This window comes from Actinacidiphila alni (genome assembly GCF_900112845.1).
GTDB classification, from domain to species: domain Bacteria; phylum Actinomycetota; class Actinomycetes; order Streptomycetales; family Streptomycetaceae; genus Actinacidiphila; species Actinacidiphila alni.
Genome location: NZ_FONG01000002.1, coordinates 435058 through 457122 on the forward strand (window position 1 = coordinate 435058; position 22065 = coordinate 457122).

At 72.3% G+C, this 22065-nt stretch carries 16 protein-coding genes, 1 pseudogene and 1 CRISPR repeat array; of the genes and pseudogenes, 15 read left to right on the top strand and 2 right to left on the bottom strand.

Annotation, left to right across the window (positions count from 1 at the left end; genetic code table 11):
• The first annotated feature begins 105 nt into the window (after positions 1-105).
• The 9 genes from casA to BM076_RS04815 all read left to right on the top strand — a co-directional run bounded on the left by casA (position 106) and on the right by BM076_RS04815 (position 11319).
• Complete coding sequence (casA, locus tag BM076_RS04775) at positions 106-4785, top strand: type I-E CRISPR-associated protein Cse1/CasA (RefSeq protein WP_093712052.1); 4680 nt, start codon at positions 106-108, stop codon at positions 4783-4785.
• On the top strand, positions 4785-5489 hold the full coding sequence (gene casB / locus BM076_RS04780) for a type I-E CRISPR-associated protein Cse2/CasB (protein ID WP_093712053.1): 705 nt from the start codon (positions 4785-4787) through the stop codon (positions 5487-5489). The genes casA and casB overlap by 1 nt, the downstream gene beginning before the upstream one ends.
• A 93-nt stretch (positions 5490-5582) precedes the next feature.
• Positions 5583-6818: a type I-E CRISPR-associated protein Cas7/Cse4/CasC gene (gene cas7e, locus BM076_RS04785; protein ID WP_093712054.1), complete on the top strand. Its 1236-nt coding sequence runs from the start codon at positions 5583-5585 to the stop codon at positions 6816-6818.
• Positions 6815-7510, top strand: coding sequence for a type I-E CRISPR-associated protein Cas5/CasD (gene cas5e, locus BM076_RS04790; RefSeq protein WP_093712055.1), 696 nt, complete (start codon positions 6815-6817; stop codon positions 7508-7510). The genes cas7e and cas5e overlap by 4 nt, the downstream gene beginning before the upstream one ends.
• On the top strand, positions 7510-8211 hold the full coding sequence (cas6e, locus tag BM076_RS04795; RefSeq protein ID WP_093712056.1) for a type I-E CRISPR-associated protein Cas6/Cse3/CasE: 702 nt from the start codon (positions 7510-7512) through the stop codon (positions 8209-8211). The genes cas5e and cas6e overlap by 1 nt, the downstream gene beginning before the upstream one ends.
• Positions 8212-8214: 3 nt before the next feature.
• Complete coding sequence (cas1e, locus tag BM076_RS04800) at positions 8215-9168, top strand: type I-E CRISPR-associated endonuclease Cas1e (protein ID WP_093712057.1); 954 nt, start codon at positions 8215-8217, stop codon at positions 9166-9168.
• Between the two features lie 16 nt (positions 9169-9184).
• Complete coding sequence (gene cas2e, locus BM076_RS04805; protein WP_093712058.1) at positions 9185-9544, top strand: type I-E CRISPR-associated endoribonuclease Cas2e; 360 nt, start codon at positions 9185-9187, stop codon at positions 9542-9544.
• A gap of 121 nt (positions 9545-9665) precedes the next feature.
• Positions 9666-10429: a CRISPR direct-repeat array (repeat unit 29 nt; unit sequence GTGCTCCCCGCGGGTGCGGGGTTGTTCCC).
• Between the two features lie 370 nt (positions 10430-10799).
• The gene (locus BM076_RS04810; RefSeq protein ID WP_093712059.1) at positions 10800-11021 is read left to right on the top strand and encodes a hypothetical protein; all 222 of its coding nucleotides are present in this window, start codon (positions 10800-10802) and stop codon (positions 11019-11021) included.
• The gene (locus BM076_RS04815) at positions 10999-11319 is read left to right on the top strand and encodes a hypothetical protein (protein WP_093712060.1); all 321 of its coding nucleotides are present in this window, start codon (positions 10999-11001) and stop codon (positions 11317-11319) included. The genes BM076_RS04810 and BM076_RS04815 overlap by 23 nt, the downstream gene beginning before the upstream one ends.
• Before the next feature lie 80 nt (positions 11320-11399).
• On the opposite strand, the pseudogene BM076_RS37260 reads toward BM076_RS04815, so the two are convergent.
• A pseudogene (locus tag BM076_RS37260) lies at positions 11400-11723 on the bottom strand (acyl-CoA thioesterase); the annotation flags it as partial.
• On the opposite strand from BM076_RS37260, the gene BM076_RS37265 reads away from it, so the two are divergent.
• The 6 genes from BM076_RS37265 (at position 11650) to BM076_RS04845 (ending at position 17373) form a co-directional block, all read left to right on the top strand.
• The gene (locus BM076_RS37265) at positions 11650-11805 is read left to right on the top strand and encodes a hypothetical protein (protein WP_245795721.1); all 156 of its coding nucleotides are present in this window, start codon (positions 11650-11652) and stop codon (positions 11803-11805) included. The pseudogene BM076_RS37260 and the gene BM076_RS37265 overlap by 74 nt on opposite strands.
• A gap of 472 nt (positions 11806-12277) precedes the next feature.
• Positions 12278-12583 (top strand): hypothetical protein, encoded by a 306-nt coding sequence (locus BM076_RS04825; protein ID WP_093712061.1) that lies wholly within the window; start codon positions 12278-12280, stop codon positions 12581-12583.
• A 224-nt stretch (positions 12584-12807) separates the two neighbouring features.
• Positions 12808-13791: a ribokinase gene (locus tag BM076_RS04830; RefSeq protein WP_093712245.1), complete on the top strand. Its 984-nt coding sequence runs from the start codon at positions 12808-12810 to the stop codon at positions 13789-13791.
• 171 nt (positions 13792-13962) lie between these two features.
• Positions 13963-14856, top strand: a complete 894-nt coding sequence (locus BM076_RS04835; protein ID WP_093712062.1) for a DUF1906 domain-containing protein — start codon at positions 13963-13965, stop codon at positions 14854-14856.
• Between the two features lie 208 nt (positions 14857-15064).
• Positions 15065-15589 carry a SigE family RNA polymerase sigma factor gene (locus tag BM076_RS04840; RefSeq protein ID WP_093712063.1) on the top strand — a complete coding sequence of 175 codons (525 nt, stop codon included), beginning with the start codon at positions 15065-15067 and terminating at the stop codon, positions 15587-15589.
• Positions 15590-15723: 134 nt separating this feature from the next.
• Positions 15724-17373, top strand: coding sequence for a long-chain fatty acid--CoA ligase (locus tag BM076_RS04845; RefSeq protein ID WP_093712064.1), 1650 nt, complete (start codon positions 15724-15726; stop codon positions 17371-17373).
• 254 nt (positions 17374-17627) lie between these two features.
• Here BM076_RS04845 and BM076_RS04850 read toward each other — a convergent pair whose 3' ends face one another.
• Positions 17628-21821, bottom strand: coding sequence for a hybrid sensor histidine kinase/response regulator (locus BM076_RS04850; protein WP_107416931.1), 4194 nt, complete (start codon positions 21819-21821; stop codon positions 17628-17630).
• Positions 21822-22065: the final 244 nt, after the last annotated feature.

Below are 22065 nucleotides of genomic sequence, written 5' to 3' on the forward strand. Positions count from 1 at the left end.
GTTGCCGCGATCATCGTTCGATCGTGATATGTCAAACCCCGATCAATTGTAGTCATGTACGAGCTTTTGGTTTGCCGCCCGTGCCGCCCGTGGTCGAGTGCTGTCATGAGCGGCGAGTCACCCGCAGGGCGGGGGGTGTTCGAGCGGATTTCGGGGGCCGCGCGGAGTGCGTGGGGGAAACATGACCGGGTCACGGATGGCTGGTTGCCGTTGTGGCAGCACATGGCGGACAGCGGGGCTGTGGCTGCGAGGTTGTGGGATCGGTGGCTGCCGGGGAATGTGAAGGCGCTGGTGGGGGAGGCGCTGCCTGGCGGGGAGGGGGACGGGCGGCGGCTTGTGGGGTGGCTGGCCGGGGTGCACGACATCGGGAAGGCGACGCCGGCCTTCGCGTGCCAGGTTGACCCGCTCGCTCAGGTGATGCGGGATCAGGGTTTGGCGATGCCGTCGTTCGAACGGCTGCGGGAAGACCGGAAGTTGGGGCCGCACGGGCTGGCGGGGCAGTTGCTGCTGACGGAGTGGCTGGGCGAGCGGTACGGATGGCCGAGCCGGGTCAGCGGACAGTTCGGCGTGGTGATCGGCGGTCATCACGGGGTGCCTCCGGGGCACCAGCGCATTCATGATCTTGCGCTGCACCGGGAGCTGCTGCGGACCCGGGGCGAGAGTGAATCGCGCTGGAAGGAAGCACAGTTCGAGCTGATGGACGCCTGCGCGGCGGCTGCGGGCGTCGTCGACGACCTCGGCACGTGGAAATCGGTGAAGCTTCCGCAGCCGGTCCAGGTCACGTTGACCGCGATCGTGATCCTCGCGGACTGGATCGCCAGTTCGGCCGAGTTGTTTCCGTACATCACAGGGGACGGGCCGCGGCGCACGCAGGACGAGCGGTTGGAGGCGGCCTGGCGAGGTCTGGATCTTCCGGGGCCCTGGGAGCCGGAGGTGCCGACAGGTACGGCCGCCGATCTGTTCGCCGCACGCTTCGACCTGCCGGAGGGCGCAGCCGTCCGCCCGGTGCAGGAGCAAGCCGTCGGGCTGGTACGGGAGATGGATCCACACGGACTGCTGATCATCGAAGCGCCCATGGGCGAGGGCAAGACGGAGGCCGCTCTCGCCGCGGCCGAGATCCTCGCTGCCCGCACCCGGGCCGGCGGATGCATGATCGCGCTTCCCACGCGCGCCACAGGCGACGCGATGTTCGCCCGACTGGTCGACTGGCTTGAACGGCTGCCGTCCGACGGACCCCGTTCCGTTTTCCTGGCACACGCCAAGGCGGCGCTCAACGACACATGGGCGGGCCTGGCGAGCGCCGGCGGCCGGACCATCGCGGCCGTCGACCTCGACGGCGAGGACGATATCGACGGCCCCAACGTCCGCACCAGAAAGCGGCCTTCGGGTCTGCAGGCTCACCAATGGCTGCGCGGCCGGAAGAAAGGGCTGCTCGCGTCCTTCACCGTGGGAACGATCGACCAGGTGCTGTTCGGTTCGCTCAAGAGCCGCCACCTGGCGCTGCGTCACCTCGCACTCGCAGGCAAGGTCGTCGTGATCGACGAAGTCCACGCCTACGACGCCTACATGAGCACGTATCTGGAACGTGTGCTGGAGTGGTTGGCCGCCTATCGCGTTCCGGTCGTCCTGCTGTCCGCGACCTTGCCCTCCGGCCGCCGCCGAGCCCTGGCCGAGGCGTACGCGGGCCACCCCGTACCCGAGGCGGATGCGCCGGCCGACGCGTATCCGCTGCTCACCGCCGTCTCGATCGACGGTCCCACCATGACCCGACAACCGTCCGCCGCCTCCGGCCGCCGTACGGAGGTCGTCGTCGAGATGCTCGACGACGACCTGACGGCACTGGTCGACCGATTGGCCGGCGAACTCGGCGCAGGAGGATGCGCCTTGGTCGTCCGCAACACCGTCGACCGCGCGCAGGAGGCGGCCGAGCGGTTGCGGGAACACTTCGGAGAGGACCGGGTCACGGTCGCCCACTCCCGGTTCGTCGCGGCCGACCGCGCACGCAAGGACGCCGAACTGCTGCACCGCTTCGGGCCGAAGGGCACACGCCCGGATGGCGCGCACATCGTCGTGGCGACCCAGGTCGTGGAACAGTCCCTGGACCTCGACTTCGACGTACTGGTCACCGATCTCGCCCCGGTCGATCTCGTGCTGCAACGGATGGGCCGGCTCCATCGGCACGACCGGCCGCGCCCGTCACGGCTCGGGGACGCCCGCTGCCTGATCACCGGCGTCTCCGATTGGGCGGCAGCTCCACCGAGGATCGCTCCGGGGTCGGTGAGCGTCTACGACGGGAAGCACGTCCTGCTGCGCTCGCTCGCCGTCCTCCAGCCGCACCTGCTCGGGCGCCCGTTGCGCCTGCCCGAAGACATCAGCCCGCTCGTGCAGGACGCCTATGCTGACGAGCCCCTCGGTCCGGACACCTGGGCCGCGGACATGGCGGAGGCCAGGTCGGCGTACCGCGCGCTGCTGGCCGACAAGCGCGATCGCGCCGAGGTGTTCCGGCTGGGGCCGGTACGCCGCGAGGGCCGTCCGATCATCGGCTGGATCGATGCAGGGGTCGGTGACGCCGACGACACGGCGTCCGGACGGGCCCAGGTACGGGACACCGACGACACTCTCGAAGTCCTCGTGATCCAGCGGCGAGGTGACGGAACGCTGACCACGCTGCCGTGGCTGTCCGGGGGAAGAGGGGGACTCGACCTGCCGGAGCACGCGGTGCCGCCGGCGCGAGCAGCCCGCGCCGCCGCCGCGAGTGCGCTGAATCTGCCCTGGCACTTCTCGAAGCCTTGGGTGATCGACCGGACGATCCGCGAGCTGGAGCGGTTCCGCCCGGACGCCTGGCAGGTCAAGGAGAGCCCGTGGCTGGCAGGGGAGCTGTTCCTGGTCCTCGACGAGAACTGCCGGGCGGGGCTTGCCGGATTCGAGATCCGCTACAGCCCGACCGACGGGCTCCTGGTAGCGCCGGAGGGTGCCCGCGACGGAAGGGTGGTGGACGGCGTGCCCGCATTCGACCTGGTGTCCCGACCGTGGATTCCGGTGCAGCGACTGGACGGGACCACGGAAGAGATGTCCCTGCGCGAGGTCTTCGCGCAGGCTTCTGATCTGAGGCGGATCGTCGGCGACGTACCCACGCAGGAATTCGCCCTGCTGCGGCTGTTGCTCGCCATCCTGCACGACGCCGTGGACGGGCCGCAGGAGATCGAGGACTGGGGTGAGCTCTGGGAGTCCGACGAGCCCTTCGCCGACGTACCGGACTACCTCGACCGGCACCGCGACCGCTTCGATCTGCTCCATCCCGCGCGGCCGTTCCTCCAAGTCGCCGACCTGCGAACGGAGAAGAACGATGTCGGCCCACTGAGCAGGATCGTCGCCGACGTCCCCAACGGCGATCCCTTCTTCAGCATGCGGCAACCCGGCCCCGAGCGGCTGGACTTCGCCGAGGCCGCACGGTGGCTCGTGCACACCCACGCCTTCGACACCTCGGGAATCAAATCCGGCGCGGTCGACGATCCGCGCGTCAAGGGCGGCAAGGGTTATCCGTCCGGTGCCCTCGGAGTGGGCTGGGCCGGAAACCTCGGCGGCGTCTTCGCCGAAGGCGACTCCCTCAGGGACACCCTGCTGCTCAACCTGATCTCTGCGGACAACGACTTCCTCCAGATCCACGAGGACGACGTCCCGGTATGGCGTCGGCCACCGGTCGGCCCGGAGGAGATCGAGCCGGATCCCGACCGTCCCCGGCCGTCGGGTCCCCGTGACCTCTACACCTGGCAGAGCAGACGCATCCGCCTGCACCACACCGACGGCGGCGTGACCGGTGTCGTCCTCTGCTACGGCGACCCCCTCACCGTCTACAACAGGCATCAGCGCGAACCCATGACGGCGTGGCGCGACAGCCCGGCGCAGGCGAAGAAGCTGGGACAGCAGCAGGTCTACATGCCGCGCCGGCACGACCCCGGCCGCGCGGCGTGGCGCGGACTCGCAGCTCTCCTCGGCGACAAGGGTCAGGGCCGGGACAGCGCCGAGCAGCGGCAGAAGGCCGAGCCCGGACGACCGCCCGGAGTCGTTCAGTGGCTGGCGCGGCTCGCGTACGAGGAGTACCTGCCGCAACTCGGTCTGCTGCGCACCCGGATCGTCGGGGCCGAGTACGGCACCCAGCAGTCCGTCATCGACGAGATCACGGACGACGAGATCCTTCTGCCGGTCGTCGCGCTGCACCGGGAACGGCCCGCGTACGGGGAGGCTGCCGTTGCGGCCGTGGCCGACGCCGACGACGCGGTACGGGCGCTGGGTCACCTCGCGGGCAACCTCGCCCAGGCCACCGGCTCCGATCCCGCACCACCCACGACAACAGCTCGCGATCTCGGCTTCGCCGCCCTCGACGGGCTGTACCGAGCGTGGCTGAGCGATCTGCGGAACGCCACGGATCCGGCAGAGCACCGGAGCCAGTGGCAGGCGACGGTCGGAACGACGATCAGGGCCCTGGGCCGGCGGTTCCTCGACGGCACAGGACCCGCGGCGGCCGAAGGCAGGTACGTGGAGCTTCCCGACGGCAGCGGTCGTCGGTGGCTCAACGACGCGCAGGCGGAGCTGTGGTTCCTGGCACGGCTGAGAAGAGTCCTGCCGCTGGAGCCGCGGCCCACGAGGGAGCCGCCCGGTGCCGTCGGCGTCCCGGATACCGGGGAGGCCGACCAGGAAGCGCCGTCCGTCGCCCATCACCCGGGCGGCACCCACGATCCAGCCACCGCACATGAACCAGTAGGCGCAGCAACGGAGACCGTGTGATGACCGCGACCGTCCCCACCCCTTTCCATACGCGTGGCTACGGGTTGGTCGGCACCGCCGCCGACCGCTGCATCCGCAGACTCCAACGCGGCTACCGCGACGATCGGCCGAGCGCGGTCGCGACCGTGGCCAGGCTCCGGCGCGGCGTCGGCCGCCCGGCCTACGACGTACAGGACTTGTGGGGTCTCACCGGTACGGAGGACCTCGCCCTGGTCATGGCCGAAGCCGCGGCCGGTCCCGTGCCGCCGCCCGACCAGGAGCGGGCGGACGAGGCACTGACCATGGCGATCACCCTGTGGGCGCTGCATCAGCAGTCCCATCGTGACACCGACACGCATGTCTTCGGATACGGCCTCGGCCGGTCCGTACGACTGCTGACGGCGCCTGCGGTCACGACGCAGGAGGACGGCTCCGCCACTCAACCACGCGCAAGGACGAGCAGTGCCGAGCCGGACATCGACGAGGCCATCCGCCGCCGTTTTGTCCGTATCGGCACCGCCACCACGCTCGACGTTCTCGCCCAGCGCCTGCGGGAGACCGTTCTGCTGCTGCGCAAGGCGGCGATCCCGCTGGACTACGCGCTCTTGGCCGACCAGCTCTACCGCTGGCAGCGCCCGGCGGCACAGGCTGACGTGCGGCGGACCTGGGGACGGGACTTCCACATGGCCGCAGTCGTGCCCGGCCGCCGTACGCCCAAGGACTGAACGGCCCGCGCCCGGACCGGAGCCGAGCGGCGCGCACGCCCCGATGCGCCCTCGGATCCGTTTTTCACTTCTCATGCGACAGGACTCAAGACCGTGACCCGAACCATCCTCGATGTGCACATCCTTCAGACGGTTCCACCGAGCAACATCAACCGTGACGACACCGGTTCGCCGAAGACCGCGGTCTACGGAGGCGTCCGTCGGGCGCGCGTCTCCAGCCAGGCATGGAAACGGGCCACACGAGAGGCGTTCGACGATCTCGTTGACCCTGCGGACCTGGGGGTGCGGACCAAGAAGGTCGCCGAAGCGCTCGCCGAGCGGATCCTCGCGCATGAGCCGGCCCTGGACCGCACGGACGCGCTCGCGCTGGCGGCCGAGGCACTGCGCACCGCTACGGGCTCGAAGATCGATCCGCCCAAGCGCAAGGCGAAGGAGGGCGAGCCGGAGCCGGCGCCGGAGTCCTCGTACCTGATGTTCCTCAGCGCCCGGCAGCTCGACGCGTTGGCGGAGCTCGCCCTCAAGGGCAGTGAGGGCAAGGGCGATGTCGCGGTCCTCAAGGACTTCTTCAAGAACAAGGAGAACAAGGCGCTCGCCAAGCGCCTCGTCGACACCCGGCATTCGGTCGACATCGCGCTCTTCGGCCGGATGGTCGCCGACGACGCGGACCTCAACGTCGAGGCGGCCACCCAGGTCGCCCACGCGCTCAGCGTGCACGCCGTCGACAACGAGTCCGACTACTACACGGCCGTGGACGACCGGAACACCGGCGCCGAACCCGGCGCAGGCATGATCGGCGTCGTCGACTTCAACTCCGCCACCCTCTACCGGTACGCGGCCCTGGACGTGGACCGTCTGCACGCCAACCTCGGCGAGGGACTGCACGCCGACGAACATGCGGCGGCACCGACCCGCCACGCCGTCGAGGCGTTCCTGGAAGGCTTCATCACGTCGCTGCCCACCGGCAAGGTGAACACCTTCGGCAACCACACGCTGCCGAGTGTCGTCCTGGTCAAACTTCGCTCGAAGCGCCCGGTGAGCTTCGTCGCGGCATTCGAGCGTGCCGTCACCCCGGCCCGACGGGAGGACGGCTTCGTATCGGAGGCGTGCCGCCGCCTCGCCGCACACGTGCCGGATCTGGAAGCCGCCTACGGAATCGCGGAGGACGACGGCACCTGGCTCGTACGAGTCGGCGAGGAAACCGAACCGCTGTCGGAGCTCGGCGACAGCGTCAGCATTCCCGAACTGGTCACCGCCGTGGGCGAGTCGGTGACCCAGCGGCTGCTCCACGGCGTTCCGGCAGACGCTGCGGCTCAGGGGCGCGGGGCGTGAGCGTGCTCCTGCTGCGCCTCGCAGGGCCGCTGCAAGCGTGGGGATCGGCCGCGCGATTCGCCCGCCGCACCACCGAGAACGCCCCCACCAAGAGCGGTGTGCTCGGCCTGCTGGCCGCTGCCGAGGGCCGAGAGCGTGACGCCGACCTCGGCGATCTCGCCGCGCTGCGCTACGGCGTACGCATCGATCAACCCGGCACGCGGGTAAGAGATTTCCAGACCGCGCATCACGGCGACACCGGCAAGGCGATGCCGCTGTCAGAACGCTTCTATCTGGCCGACGCCGTCTTCGTAGCGGCCCTCGAAGGGCCGGTGGCGCTGATCGGGCGACTCGACGTCGCCGTGCGCGCGCCCGTATGGCTGCCGTTTCTGGGCCGTCGCTCGTGCCCGCCGTCCAAACCCATCGACCTGGGCGTACGCGAGGACACGGATCTGGTGACGGCGCTCGGAGAGGTGCCGTGGCAGGCATCGGACTGGTACCGGAAGAGCCACGGCACCCCGCGTGAGTTGCCGGTGCTCCTCGACTGCGCGCCGGGCCAGTCGCCCGACCAGAGCTTCCGTGACGTGCCGCTCAGCTTCGACCCGCGGCACCGCCGCTACGCGCTGCGCGCAGTGGTGGCCGATCGCGTCCGTAATCCGGCAGCCGACCTCACCCCCGACCACGATCCGACCTCGGCCCTGGGAGCCGTGTGATGCATCTGACCCGCTTCCGCCTCAACACCGCTCGGCGTGAAGGCCGCGAGCTGCTCGGCTCGCCGCACCGCATGCACGCCGCCGTGGCGATGTCCTTTCCCCAACTCCCCGCGCGCGACGGCTCGGGACCCCGCGTCCTGTGGCGTATCGACCGCAACTCGACGGCCGAGGTGGTGCTGTTCATCGTCAGCCCGAGCCGTCCCGACCTGACGCACTTGGTGGAGCAGGCGGGTTGGCCGGCCGCGTCCGACACGCCGGGCTGGCAGACGTACGACTACGGGAGCTTCCTCGACCGCCTGTCCGCAGGCAGTACGTGGACGTTCCGGCTCACCGCCAACCCCGTGCACTCCATCCGGCGTACGGACGACGAACCGCGCAAACGTACCGCGCATCTCACTGCCCGGTACCAGACGGCGTGGCTGCTGGACCGGCAGGAGTCATCGGGCTTCGCCGTCGCCGAGAAGCCGCCCGCCGCGCGGATGCTGGAGCACGGCGACGAACTCCAGCTCGTCGTCCGTGACAAGCGGGACCTGCGATTCGCGAAGGCGGCCGAACGCCGCACCGTCTCCCTCACCTCGATCACGTACGACGGACGGCTCACCGTCACCGATCCGGTCGCCCTGCGTCGCACCCTCACCCAAGGGCTGGGGAAGGCGAAGGCGTACGGCTGCGGCCTGATGACCCTCGCCCCGGTGGGCTGACCGATGAGCACCGTTGGCAGGCGCGGCGCGGCCACACCACGCGAACTCACCCGTGTCGGTGACCGGTTGTCCTTCATCTACCTGGAACGATGCGTCGTCCACCGCGACGACAACGCCATCACCGCCGAGGACGCCGACGGAGTGACGCACATCCCGTCCGCGACGATCGGCACGCTGCTGCTCGGCCCTGGCACGCGTATCACCCACCAGGCGATGAGCGTCCTCGGCGACTGCGGGGCGGGCGTCGTCTGGGTCGGGGAGCACGGTGTCCGCTTCTACGCCGGCGGGCGCGCGCTGACCCGCTCCTCCGGCCTCGTCGAGGCCCAGGCCCTCGCCTGGGCGAACCCGCGTCGGCGGCTCGACGTCGCCCGCGCGATGTACCGCTTGCGGTTCCCCGACGAGGACCCGGCGGGCAAGACCCGCCAGGAACTCCTCGGCATGGAAGGCCGCCGGCTGCGCCACTGCTACCGCGCCGAATCCGAGCGCACCGGGGTGCCGTGGCGCCGCCGCGAATACAACCGCGACGACTTCTCGGCCGGTGACCCGCCCAACCAGGGCATCACCGCCGCGGCTCAGTGCATGTACGGCATCGCCCACGCCGTCGTCGCCGCCCTCGGTTGCTCGCCGGGGCTCGGCTTCGTGCACTCCGGTCATGAACGGTCCTTCGTCCTCGACATCGCCGACCTCTACAAGACGTCAGTCGGGATCCCCGCAGCTTTCGACGCAGCGGCCGAGGGCCCGGAGGACGTGGCGTCGCGGACGCGGCGGGCGGTACGGGACCGCGTCAACAAGACGCGGCTGCTCGATCGTTGTGTCCAGGACATCAAGGATCTGTTGGGTTACGACGGGGCGCGCGAGGCAGCGGACACCGCTGCCGGTGACCGGGTCATGCTCCAGTCCGACCGAGGTGTCGAGGTCGAGGGCGGGCGCAACTACGACTCCGAGATCGTCTGGTGAGGGCGGGGATCTCTCGGTGACTGTCATCGTCCTCACCAACTGCCCGGCCGGCCTGCGCGGCTTCCTGACCCGCTGGCTCCTGGAGATCTCTCCCGGCGTCTTCCTCGGCACGCCCTCCGCCCGCCTCCGCGACCTCATCTGGGCCGAGGTCCGCCAATACGCCCACCAGGGCCGCGCCCTCCTCGCCTACCAAACCGACACCGAGCAGGGCTACACCTTCGAGACCCACGACCACGCCTGGCACCCCATCGACCACGAGGGCCTCACCCTCATACACCGCCCCCACCCAGGCCGCTCCTCCCGAGGCCCGACCGCCCCGCCGTCCACCGGTTGGAGCAAGGCAGCGAAGCGCCGCCGCTTCGGTGGCGGGCGCTGAGCGGTGGGCCGGCGGCCGGCGGGGCGCGTAGGGCGAGCGATATAGGAGGACCGATATGCCCGAATCTCTCAAGCTGAGCAAAATCCAGGTCCCGGCGCCCTGAAGCCGCAGGTCGCCCACTGTGCTCCCCGCGGGTGCGGGGTTGTTCCCTGGTCGAGGCCGGTAAGACCCCGTTCGTCCCCGTGCTCCCCGCGGGTGCGGGGTTGTTCCCCGTGCCGGCCTCACCCTGGAGGAAGCGGGTGAGTGCTCCCCGCGGGTGCGGGGTTGTTCCCACCGCCCGCGCGGCGGCCGGTACCAGCCAGCCGTGCTCCCCGCGGGTGCGGGGTTGTTCCCCGGAACTCCGCGTCGTCCTCGCCGAAGTCGAGGTGCTCCCCGCGGGTGCGGGGTTGTTCCCCTGAGCAACGCGGCCGTTTTCCGGCTGGAATTGTGCTCCCCGCGGGTGCGGGGTTGTTCCCCCGCGGGAAGGGTGGCCACCTCCCACGTTCCGGTGCTCCCCGCGGGTGCGGGGTTGTTCCCAGCGCGTAGAGCAACTGAATGGCGCCGGGTGTGTGCTCCCCGCGGGTGCGGGGTTGTTCCCTAGGGGTTGTCGGCCCCCGGCGTGTAGACGTCGGGTGCTCCCCGCGGGTGCGGGGTTGTTCCCGGCACTGCTATCAAATCTATGCGTGAGCTGCGGTGCTCCCCGCGGGTGCGGGGTTGTTCCCGTCAAGCTGGGAAAGACGCAGGTCGGCGGGCGGTGCTCCCTGCGAATGCGGGGTTGTTCCCTTGAACACGGCGTAGGGGCCACAGCAGGACAAGGTGCTCCCCGCGGGTGCGGGGTTGTTCCCGCCGCCGCGAGCTGCCGCTCGGACAGCGCCGGGTGCTCCCCGCACGCGTGGGGTTGTTCCCGAGTGGCGGCACATCGCCAGCGGCGGCCGGGCGTGCTCCCCGCAGGCGGGGGGGGTGTGTCCTCAGCAGGGTGTCCGTGCCTGCAACGGTCGGCGTGTGCTTCCCGCTGGCGCGGTGTTTCGGTGTGGTCCACCTGTGGCCCAGACGCCGCCTCTCTGCGAGTCAATGCTGAGCTTTTGCCAGGTCAGGGATGCGATCGGTCCGCCCTGCACAGCGGTCTTGAAAACCGTCGTGGCAGCGATGTCACCGTGGGTTCAAATTCCACAGCCTCCGCGACAGCGGTGAACGCCCGGCCCCACCCGGGCGTTCTGGTCCTGCGGGGTGTTTTTCCTGAGGGGATGATGTGGGGGGAGCGGGAGGAGGTGGGGTTGTGGAGATGGGTGTGGACGGTTCGGGGGTGCTGACGGTGGAGGAGGCGTTTCGGGCCGCGGTTCGGATGGTCGAGCAGTACGTCGATCTTGAGGAGAGGCCCGACGAGGCTTTGGTGCTGCTGTTGCAGTACATGGAGTCGGATCCGGCTCGGTGGACGGACTGGCTCGAGGCCGTTCGGTGGGGGCTCGCGAACGCTGATGCTGTTGATCCGCATGCGTGAGGATGTGGCTCGGCTGTGGCGGGAGCACGTGCGCGCGCCTTTTCCTGGCGGGCTGCGGGGCGCGGAGCGGGCCGGGGCCGATCTGGTGCTGGTCGATGCGCAGGTCGCCGGGGTGGTGACAGCGTGGCTGAGGAACAAGGGGGCGCTCGATGCGCGGCGGCGGGACGTCGCGCTCGACTGCGCTGCTCGGCTGGAGCGGATCATGCCCACGCTCGGCGACGGGGACGATCCCCGGTACTGGTCGCGGCTGGGTGAGCTGGCGCGTCTGGTCGTCAACCGCTCAGCAGGGCTGCGGTGATGTGGGGCCAGGCGGTGGTGCCGAGGAGGTTCGCCGGGGAGGGGGATGCGGTGGCCCGCGGCCGGGTGGGTGAGGAGGGTGATCGGGCGGCGGGCCGCGAGGTCGTGGGCGAAGGGCAGGGACGGCCACATCGCGTCGGCGCCGCCCGCGACGAGGACGAGGTCGGCGGCGGTGCGTTCGACGGGGATGGCGTCGCGGAAACGGTCGCGGCTGCGTTCGTAGAGGGTGCGGTAGGCGACGCGGCCGTCCGGGGCGAGGACCGGGGACCAGGTCTCGTCGTAGGGGACGTACGGGAGAGGCGCGCCGCGCCAGGTCCACGAGGAGTGGTGGGTGACGTGGCCCCAGGTCAGTGAGGTGGGGGACAGGGCGGCCTCGGCGCCGCGGGACATGCCGAGGATGCCGATCCGGGAGGCATCGGTGTCCAGCAGCAGGTCGATCGCCGAGGTGAACGTCTCCAGCGGGATCTCCCGGATGTCCGACGGCTGACCCGCGCCGTCAGCCCCGCCCCGGCCGGCGCCCGGCAGCGGTCGGCCTCGACCCGGCCGCTCGACCCGGACAGCACCAGGACGCCGGCCCGGCTGCCGCCGTCCGGCGATACGCACACGCCCTCGACCACGCCCTCGGGCGCCGCCGCGATCACCCGTTCCCTCACCCCGCCATCATCCCCGGCGCCCAAAATGGCCGAAAATGGGCCGGAACGTTTATGCGCAAGGGAGGCAAGGGGCGGGCAGTGCGAGGAGTGGCAGGAGGGGGAGAAAGGAGGAGTTGGTGGGTTTGTCGACAGATCGTCACGCTTGCGGGGGAAAAGGGGCAGGTAGGCGGGTTCGGGCGGAGTGAGGTGGGCAACTCTGGTCTCGGCGACGCCGTACGAACGCAGTACCGGCAGCGCGGTCGGCCAACCGCGGTGCCCACGCAGGGTTCAAGCAGTCCCGGAACATGTCCCCTTGGAGGGAACACCATGGCAAGCATCCGTACCGTCCGTGTCCTGGCCACCGTTGCCGCACTGCCGCTGGCGGCCGTGCTGTTCGCCGGTACCGCCTCGGCAGACGACGGCGCTTTCGCGGGTGGCCACTCGAACGCGACGGTGGTGAGCAACTCCGGTGGCAACGTGGGAGGTGCCAACCACGGCAATGTGACGACGACGCAGCAGGCGGCGACCGGCGCCGGCGCGTCGAACCAGAACAACACGGCGAGCGTCGTCGGCTCCGGCTTCACCGCCATCGACCAGGACAACGTCAACATCCACTTCTCGCAGCTCTGGTGAGCCGCCGGTGAGGTCGGTCGGCTCCGTCTGACGCGCCCGACCGCTCTGCCTGACCGTTGACGCGGACGCGCGGTGGCACGCCATGTGCCACCGCGCGCTCGTCGTGCACGGCAGGATGATCGGGGAACGCGCGAGACGGTGGGCCACGACGGTGTACGACGAGGGCGGGTGAACGGCGGACGGTGAAGGGGAAAGCGGACGGAGAGGTCACGGACGGCGTGACCCTGCTGGTGGTGGGGTCGGCCAACGCCGACCTGGTGGTGCGGGTGGCCCGCCACCCGGCGCCCGGCGAGACGGTGCTCGGCGCGGCGGGACTCGCCGTGCACCCGGGCGGCAAGGGCGCCAACCAGGCGGTCGCGGCAGGCCGGTTGGGGGCACGCGTCGGCTTCTGCGGGCGGGTCGGGTGCGACGAGTACGGGGAGCGGCTGACGGCCGAACTGCGGGCCGCGGGGGTGGACACGGCCGCGCTCGGCACCGAGAAGGCGGTACCCACCGGGATCGCGCTGATCACGGTCGCGGCCGACGGCGAGAACACCATCGTGGTCGCGCCGGGCGCCAACACCACGCTGGTGGCCGACGATGTGACGGCGGCCGTCGGGGGAGGCGGTGGCGTACGCGTGGTGTCGGCGCAGTGCGAGGTGCCGATGGACGCGGTACGGGCCGCCGCCCGCGCGGCCGAGCGGCACGGGGCCAGGCTGGTGCTCAATCCGTCGCCGCCCGAGGCCGTCAGGGACGACCCGCTGGCGGCACAACTCCTCGCGCACGCCGACCCGTTGGTGGTCAACGAGCACGAGACGCGGGTCCTGCTCGGTACGGCCGAGCCCGCCCCTGAGGACCTGCTGCTCCGTCTCGGGGTCCGGTCCGCCGTCGTGACGCTGGGCGGCGCCGGGGCGGTGGTCGTCGAGCGCGCCGACGCCGTACGCCCGGACCGTCCGCGTTCCGCGCGCGCCGACACCGTACGCCCGGACCGTCCGCGTACGACGCGCGTGCCCGCCGTGCCCGTTGACGTGGTCGACACCACCGGGGCCGGCGACGCCTTCACCGGGGCGCTGGCCTGGCGGCTCGCGGAAGGGGACGCCCTGGTGGCGGCGGTGCGGTGGGCGGTACGGGTCGGGGCGGCGGCCGTGGGGGAATCCGGCGCTCAACTCTCGTCCACAGCCTGTGGAAAACTTCTCGCCGAGCGTGAACCGGGTACGCCGACTCCGTAAGCCCCCCGGGATGAGGCTCCCCCTCCGGCCCGGAGCCCGGTACGGGCGGCGGGTCCTCCGGTGCGGGTCCTCCGGTGCGGGTCCTCCGGAGCGGGTGCGTACGGGCCAGGCCGGGGCCCGGCCACGGCGTGTCTGCGCCGACCCGCGCCGCCGCCCGCGTTGACTCGACGGATGACCGAAAGAAGTAGTTTTATCCGTTACGTCCACCGACGCCGCTACGTGCTCGCCGGCGCGCTGACGCTCACCGGTCTGCTGCTGCCCGCCGTGTCCGCCACCGCCGAGACCGGGTCCGGTTCCGGGTCCGGGGCCATCGCGGACGCGAGCGGCGCCACGCGGGCGGCCGCCACCCGCCTCTTCAAGGGCCAGGGCTTCGACACCTGCGAGACCCCGGACCTGGCCACCATGCGCGCCTGGCGCACCTCCTCCCCGTACCGCGCCGTCGGCGTCTACTTCGGCGGCCGCGCCCGGGCCTGCAAGTCGCAGCGCAATCTGACCAGGGACTGGGTGAAGCAGACCGGTGCGGACGGCTGGAATCTGCTGCCGATCTACGTCGGCTCGCAGAGCCCGTGCGTGAAGGGCGCGAAGAAGAATCCCTACCGCATCGACGCCGAGCGGGCCGGCGCCCAGGGCGTGAGCGAGGGCAAGGACGCGGTGCGGGCCGCGAGCGCCCTCGGCATGACCAAGGGCAGCGCCCTCTACCTCGACATGGAGGCGTACGACGCGCGGAAGGCGAGCTGCGCCGAGCCGACGCTGACCTACATCCGGGCGTGGGACCGCCAGGTCAGGGCAGAGGGCTATCTGCCCGCCTTCTACAGCAGCGCCGACTCCGGCATCGCGCACATCGCACAGGCCGCGAGGGCCGGGACCGCCGATCTTCCGGCCGCCGTCTGGTACGCCCGCTGGGGCGTCAAGCCGACCCTGACCGCCGAGCCGGTGCTGCGCGCGGGCGACTGGAGCGCGCACCGCCGTATCCACCAGTACAGCGGCGCCGTCACCGAGACTCACGGCGGGCACAAGCTGTCGATCGACCGCGACCTGATCGACGCGCCGGTGGCCAGGCTCTGAACGGCGGACCTGCCCTCGCGCGGGCAGTGCGCGGGGCTCCGGGACCGGTTCCTCCGGGGGCTTCCTCCGGAGGAACCCCTGCGGGACCACTGCACCCGGATCCCCCCTCGGGTGGTGGGGACAGCCCCCGCCCTACGACCTGAGGGTGATCCCCTTTCGGCACCTCCGGCCGATCCGCGAGGGGTGTCACGGCTCCTACCGTGAAGCCATGACCACGCCAGTGTGCACCAGCGCCAATACGACGCAGTTCACGGCCTACGTACGGACGAAGGGCCCGACGCTGCTGCGCACCGCGCGCTCCCTGACCCCCAACCCGTCCGACGCCGAGGACCTGCTCCAGACGGCCCTGACCAAGACCTACCTGGCCTGGGACCGGATCGACGACCACCGGGCGATCGACGGATACGTCCGCCGTACGCTCGTGAACACGCGCACGTCCCAGTGGCGCAAGCGCAAGGTCGACGAGTTCAGCACCGACGAGGTGCCCGAGCCCGCCACGGCCGGGGTCCCCGACCTCACCGAGCAGCAGGCGCAGCGGGACGCGCTGCTGCGCGCCGTCGGCCGGCTGCCGCCGCGCCAGCGGGCCATGGTCGTCCTGCGGTACTACGAGGACATGAGCGAGGTGCAGACGGCGGAGGCGCTGGGCGTCTCGGTCGGCACCGTGAAGAGCGCGGTCTCGCGCGCCCTCGGCAAGCTGCGGGACGATCCGGAGCTGGAGCCGTGCGTGGCGTGAGCGCCCGGCCGGTTCCATGGACGGACCGGGCCGGGCACGAACCGGCCGCAATCCCGCGCGGGGTAGTGACGTACCGATCGGTATGCACGCAGAATCGCGAGGACATTACCCTCGCGTAGCCGCCGGAGGCCCCTGTGCTGAGCACGATGCAGGACGTACCCCTGACCGTCACCCGCATCCTGATCCATGGGACGCAGGTCCACGGAAAGTCGCAGGTCACGACCTGGACCGGGGAGGGCGAACCGCAGCGCCGCTCCTTCCGCGAGGTCGGGCTGCGCGCCGTCCGGCTGGCCAACGGGCTGCGGGACGGCCTCGGGGTCGCCGAGGGCGACCGGGTCGCCACCTTGATGTGGAACAACGCCGAGCACCTCGAGGCGTATCTCGCGATCCCCTCCATGGGCGCGATCCTGCACACCCTCAACCTGCGGCTGCCCGCCGACCAGCTGACCTTCATCGTCCAGCACGCCGCCGACCGGGTGATCCTGGTCAACGGCTCGCTGCTGCCGCTGCTCGCGCCCCTGCTGCCGGGCCTCGACTCCGTCGAGCACCTGGTCGTGGTCGGCCCCGGCGACCGCTCGGTGCTGGAGGGCGTACGGCCTGCCGTGCACGACTACGAGGAGCTGCTGGACGGGCGGCCGACGACATACGCGTGGCCCGAACTGGACGAACGTACGGCGGCGGCCATGTGCTACACCTCCGGCACGACCGGCGACCCCAAGGGCGTCGTCTACTCGCACCGCTCGGTCTACCTGCACTCGCTCCAGGTCAACACGGCCGAGTCGATGGGTCTGACCTCGCACGACACCTCGCTGCCGGTCGTCCCGATGTTCCACGTCAACGCGTGGGGGCTGCCGCACGCGGCCTTCATGTCGGGCATCAACATGCTGATGCCCGACCGCTTCCTGCAGCCGGGCCCGCTCGCCGAGATGATCGAGAGCGAGCGGCCCACGCACGCCGCCGCCGTCCCCACCATCTGGCAGGGCCTGCTCGCCGAGCTGACGGCCAAGCCGCGCGACATCACCTCGCTCAAGCAGGTCACCATCGGCGGCTCGGCCTGCCCGCCCGCGCTGATGAAGGCGTTCGACGAGCAGTTGGGCGTACGGCTGTGCCACGCGTGGGGCATGACGGAGACGTCGCCGCTCGGCACGGTCGCGCAGCCGCCGGCCGGGGTCACCCCCGAGGAGGAGTGGGCGTACCGCATCACGCAGGGCCGCTTCCCCGCCTCCGTCGAGGCCCGGCTGATCGGCCCCGACGGCTCGGTGCAGCCGTGGGACGGCGAGTCGGCCGGTGAGCTGGAGGTGCGCGGGCCGTGGATCGCCGGCGCCTACTACGGCGGCGTCGGCGAGGAGCCGCTGCGACCCGAGGACAAGTTCAGCCCCGATGGCTGGCTCCGCACCGGTGACGTGGGCGTCATCTCCGACGACGGCTTCCTCACGCTCACCGACCGGGCCAAGGACGTCATCAAGTCCGGCGGCGAGTGGATCTCCTCGGTCGACCTGGAGAACCACCTCATGGCGCACCCCGATGTCGCCGAGGCCGCGGTCGTCGCCGTCCCCGACGACCGCTGGGGCGAGCGCCCGCTGGCCACCGTCGTCCTCCGCGAGGGCGCCACCGCCGACTACGCCGCCCTGCGCGCCTTCCTCGAAGGCCGGGTCGCCCGCTGGCAGGTCCCCGAGCGCTGGGCGATCGTCCCGGCGGTGCCGAAGACGAGCGTCGGCAAATTCGACAAGAAGGTGATCCGTAAGTCGTACGCCGAGGGCGAGCTGGACGTCACGCAGCTCTGACCCCTCCGCCTCCGGCGCGGCCGCACGACGGGGGGCGCCCCCCGGGGGGGCGGCCGTCCCCGGGGGGGGTGGGGCGGGTCTGGGCAGTGCCCGGGGGATTGCGGTCTGCGCCGGCGGGGGGCGTGCTCGGCGAGGGCTCGCGGGCAGACCCGTGCCCTTGCGCCGGGCGGCCGTCGGGACCGCCGGAGCGCCCTTCCGGGCGGCGGGCCGGGAGCGGGCCGCGCTCGTCGGTCGGGTGACCTGCCCGGAGGGCGCTACGCGCCGATCTTGCCCAGCAGGTCGACGATCCGGGCCTGGACGTCCGTGCTCGTGGAGCGTTCCGCGAGGAAGAGAACGGTCTCGCCCGAGGCGAGGCGCGGGAGTTCGGCCGGGTCGATGTCGGCGGAGGTGTAGACGACCAGGGGCGTGTTGTTGAGGCGGGCGTTGCCGCGGAGCCAGTCGACGATGCCCTGCCGCCGGCGGCGGATCAGCATCAGGTCCATCACCACGAGGTTGGGGTGGACCTGCGCCGCCTTCGTCATGGCGTCGGTCTCGGAATCGGCGTGCGAGACCTGCATCCCGCGCCGTTCGAGGGTCGCCGCGAACGCCTGCGCGATCGGGTCGTGGCTCTCGACGAGCAGCACGCGCGGCGGGTGCTGCTCGCTGTCGCGCGGCGCGAGCGCCTTGAGCAGGACGGCGGGGTCGGCGCCGTACGCGGCCTCGCGCGTCGCCTGGCCGAGACCGGCGGTCACCAGCACCGGTACGTCGGCCGCCGCGGCGGCCTGCCGCAGCGACTGGAGCGCCGTCCGCGTGATCGGCCCGGTCAGCGGGTCCACGAACAGCGCGGCCGGCGGCTCCGCGATCTGCGCGTCGACCTCCTCGCGGGAGCGGACGATCACCGGCCGGTAGCCGCGGTCGGTCAGCGCCTGCCGGGTCGAGACGTCGGGCTCCGGCCACACCAGCAGTCGGCGCGGCTCGTCGAAGGACTCCTCCAGGCGGTCGTCGGCGATGTCGGTGACGTCCACCGCGCCGTTCGGGCCGTCCAGCGGCTCCGGGCCCTCGGCCGCGCCCTCCGCGGGCGCGCCTATCGCGTACGCGCGGCCGTTCGCCTCCCGCGAGCGCTGCACGGGAGCCGGGGCCGGGGCCGGAGCTTGGACCGGACCCGGGCCCTGGCCCTGCTCCGGCATCGGGCCCTCGGCCGGGACCGGCCGCAGCAGCGCCGTCTCGCGGTCGTCGGTCTCGGGCGCCGCCGCCGACTGCCGGGCCTGGTGCGCGTGGTGTGCCTGCTGCGCGTCCGGGCGACGGATCGGCAGCTGGCCGCTGTCCGGATCGGCCTGCGGGTGCTGGCGGGCCTGCGTCTCGCCGCCGGGCCCGTGCTGCTCCTGCTGCGTCTGCTGGGCCTGGGCCTGTTGCTGTTGTTGCTGCTGCTGCGGTGCGGGGACGGGCTGGGGCTGCTGGCCCTGCGGCGGGCTCAGCCGGCGCCTGCGTCCCGAACCGCTCGCCGTGACCTGCGCGGGCAGGCTCGTCTGGGCCTGCACCGCCTGCGTCTGGGTCTGCGGGTCGCCCTGCTGCTGCCCGAACGGCATGCCCTGGCCGAGCGTGCGCACGCTTATGGCACGGCCGTGGCTGCTCTGCGACGGATCCTGCTGGCCCTGACCCTGGCCCTGCTGACCCTGGCCCTGCTGACCCTGGCTCTGGTGACCCTGCTGGCCCTGGTGCGGGCGCACCGGTCCCGCGGCCGAGGCGGCCGGCGCCTGCGGGCTCTGCGGGGCCTGGGGTGTCTGCGGGGCCGGGGCCGCGGCCGGCTGGGCGGGCCCGGCCGCCGGGGCGGACGGCTGCGGCTGCTGCGGCGCCGCGGGCCACGCGGGCTGCTGCGGCGACTGCTGGACCTGTCCCGGCGTCGGCCAGCTCTGCGGCTCGGACGGGCGCGGCGGCACGGGCTCCGCCCCGCCGCGCCCGTCCGCCCGCCCGTCCGTCCGGTCCTCCTCCGAAGCCGCGTGCGGCCCCGCCTCGGGGGTCCCGGCGGCCGGCCAGTGCTGCGGCTCGGGGGCGTGCGCCTGCGGCGGTACGGCGGGGGCGCCGCCGTCGGGTGCCGCGGGTTCCAGGGCGCGGCGCGCCCTGCGGCCGGTGCCCGCCTCGGGCGCCGGAAGCTGCCGGGGGTCCTGCCTGGGGTCATGCCTCGGATCCCGGTGCGGGTCCTGCCGGGAATCCTGCCGCGGGTCCTGGCCCGGGCTCGGCTGCACCGGCGGCAGGACATGCGGCAGCGCGTGCGGAATCCGGTCCTGCGGCAACTGCGGCAACTGCTGCATCTGCGGCTGCGGAAGGTGCTGCGCCTGGGACAGGCCCGCGGGCCCGTCCTGCGGCAGCGCGGACTGCGGCAGCCCCTCGGCGGGCAGCCCCGCCTGGGGCAGCGCGAGCTGTCCCGCCCCGCCCTGCGGCCCCTGCGCCGGCTCCTCGGGCCGCGCCCTGCGCGCCCGGCGGCCGGTCGGCTGGGCGCCCTCGACGGGCGCGATCTCGCGTGCCGGGCCGCCGTTGCCCTGCGGGGTCTCGCCGCCGGGGCGGCGCAGCGCGCGCCGCCGCCCGGTGGGGGCGGCGTCCTGGTCGGGGGCGACCGGAATCGCCCAGGGCGCGACCGCGGCCCCGCTGCTGTCCTCCGGCGCCTGGCGCGGCCGGGGGGCGCGCGGCCCGTCCTGACCCGCGCCCGGTGCCGCGTCCGTACCGTCGCCGGGCTCCGCGTCCGTACGCCGGCCGGTGGTGCCGCGCATGCGTTCACCGCTGCCGCGCATCGGCTCGCTCGGCACCGGCATCACGGTCGTCTCGGACTCCCGCGACCGGTCGGCCGGGTCCGTCCCGCCGCCCGCGTGCGCACCGGCGCCCGTACCCGTACCCACGGCCGCGTGCGTACCGGAAGCGGCACCCGCACCGGACCGCGAACCCGTGCCCGTACCCGTACTCGCGTCGGCGGCATTGCGGGCCGCGCCGTCGGAGCCGTTCTTCTGGCGGGGGCCGCCGCCGTCGACCGGGACCTCCAGGACGTACGCGCTGCCGCCCGGCACCTCGTGGGTCTGGAGCACGCCGCCGTGCCGCTCCACGATCCCGCGGGCCAGCGGCAGATGGACGGGGTCGCCGCCGGCGTGCGGGCCGCGGACGTCGATCCGGATGACGTCGCCGCGCTGCGCCGCCGCGACCACGATCGTCGAGTCGCCGGAGTACGCTATGGCGTTGCCCGCCGAGTCCACGCCCGCGACGTCCGCGACGAGGTGCGCGAGGGCCTGCGCCATCCGCTCCGGGTCCACCGACGCCTCGATCGGCGGCGCGTGCACCGCGAACTGCGCGCGGCCCGGGCCGATCAGCTCGACCGCGCCCTCGACCGCCGCCGTCACGACCTCGTCGAGCCCGATCGTCTCCCGCCGCAGCTTGTCCTCGCCGCGGTCCAGGCGCTGGAAGGCGAGCACATTGTCGATGAGCGTGGTGATCCGGGCGTAGCCGGCGGACAGGTGGTGCAGGATCTGGTTGGCCTCGGGCCACAGCTGCCCGGCCGGGTCCGCGGCCAGGCCCGTCAGTTCGCCGCGCAGTTCGGCCAGCGGACCGCGCAGCGAGGTGTCGAGCAGCGCCCGCAGCTGGAGCGTGCGGGCGGCGAGCGCGTCGTACGCCGAACGGTCGGTGAAGGTCATCACCGCGCCGACCAGTTGGTCGCCGTCCCGTACCGGCGCCGTCGTCAGGTCCACCGGCACCGCGCGGCCGTCCTTGCGCCACAGCACCTGGCCGCGCACCCGGTGCTTGCGGCCCGAGCGCAGCGTGTCGGCGAGCGGCGTCTCCTCGTACGGCAGCGGCGAACCGTCCCGGCGCGAGTGGTGCACCAGCGGGTGCAGCTCCTTGCCGCCGAGGTCGGTCGCCCGGTGGCCGAGGATCTGCGCGGCCGACGGATTGACCAGCACGACCTTGCCCGCCGTGTCCACGCCGACCACGCCCTCGGCCGCCGCGCGCAGGATCATCTCCGTCTGGCGCTGCTGGCGGGCGAGTTCCGCCTCGGTGTCGAGGGTGCCGGTCAGGTCGCGGACCACCAGCATCAGCAGCTCGTCACCGGTGTAGCGGGGCGGCGCGGGCTGCGGGTCGCCGATGTCGCCGTATGCGGTGCGCGGGTCCTCCAGATTGGCGCTGGTGACCTCGACCGGGAATTCCGAACCGTCCGTGCGCCGCGCGACCATCCGCGTCGGCTTCGTCCGGGTGTCCTCCTCGGCCTCGCGCGCGCTGCGCATCGAACCGGGGATCCGCTTGGAGTCGAACGACGGCAGCAGGTCCAGCAGCCCGCGCCCCACCAGTGCCGTGCCCGGCGACTCGAAGGTCTCGATCGCTATCGAGTTGGCGTTGACGATCGTGCCGTTGACATCGACCAGCAGCAGCGCGTCGGGCAGGGCATCGAGTATTGAGGCGAGGCGAGCAGCGCCTCTGGATGGCCTGCTGCTCACGAGACGCGTCCTCCCTGTTACCGCGTTACCGCCTACTGCTTAAACGCTTCTCGCCCGTCCGGACCCTTCGTCCGGCTTCGCGGCCCTGTCACGGGCGGCCCATCTTGCCGCCGCCTCCAGGACATGTCACTAGAGCGAGTGTACGGGTCGGGCCCCTCCGTGGAGCCCCGGATCCCCATGTGCCCCTTGGGAGTGGGGTGTTCGGGTGCGCTGTTCGGACCGGCGCGCGCGGGTGTGTCATACG

What these genes read in the sequence shown, in the direction of transcription:
- cas6e (WP_093712056.1), top strand. Translation starts at nt 7,510, where the DNA reads ATGCATCTGACCCGCTTCCGCCTCAACACCGCTCGGCGTGAAGGCCGC.
- casA (WP_093712052.1), top strand. Translation starts at nt 106, where the DNA reads ATGAGCGGCGAGTCACCCGCAGGGCGGGGGGTGTTCGAGCGGATTTCG.
- cas1e (WP_093712057.1), top strand. Translation starts at nt 8,215, where the DNA reads ATGAGCACCGTTGGCAGGCGCGGCGCGGCCACACCACGCGAACTCACC.
- BM076_RS04840 (WP_093712063.1), top strand. Translation starts at nt 15,065, where the DNA reads ATGACCACGCCAGTGTGCACCAGCGCCAATACGACGCAGTTCACGGCC.
- BM076_RS04815 (WP_093712060.1), top strand. Translation starts at nt 10,999, where the DNA reads ATGCTGTTGATCCGCATGCGTGAGGATGTGGCTCGGCTGTGGCGGGAG.
- BM076_RS04825 (WP_093712061.1), top strand. Translation starts at nt 12,278, where the DNA reads ATGGCAAGCATCCGTACCGTCCGTGTCCTGGCCACCGTTGCCGCACTG.
- casB (WP_093712053.1), top strand. Translation starts at nt 4,785, where the DNA reads ATGACCGCGACCGTCCCCACCCCTTTCCATACGCGTGGCTACGGGTTG.
- BM076_RS04835 (WP_093712062.1), top strand. Translation starts at nt 13,963, where the DNA reads ATGACCGAAAGAAGTAGTTTTATCCGTTACGTCCACCGACGCCGCTAC.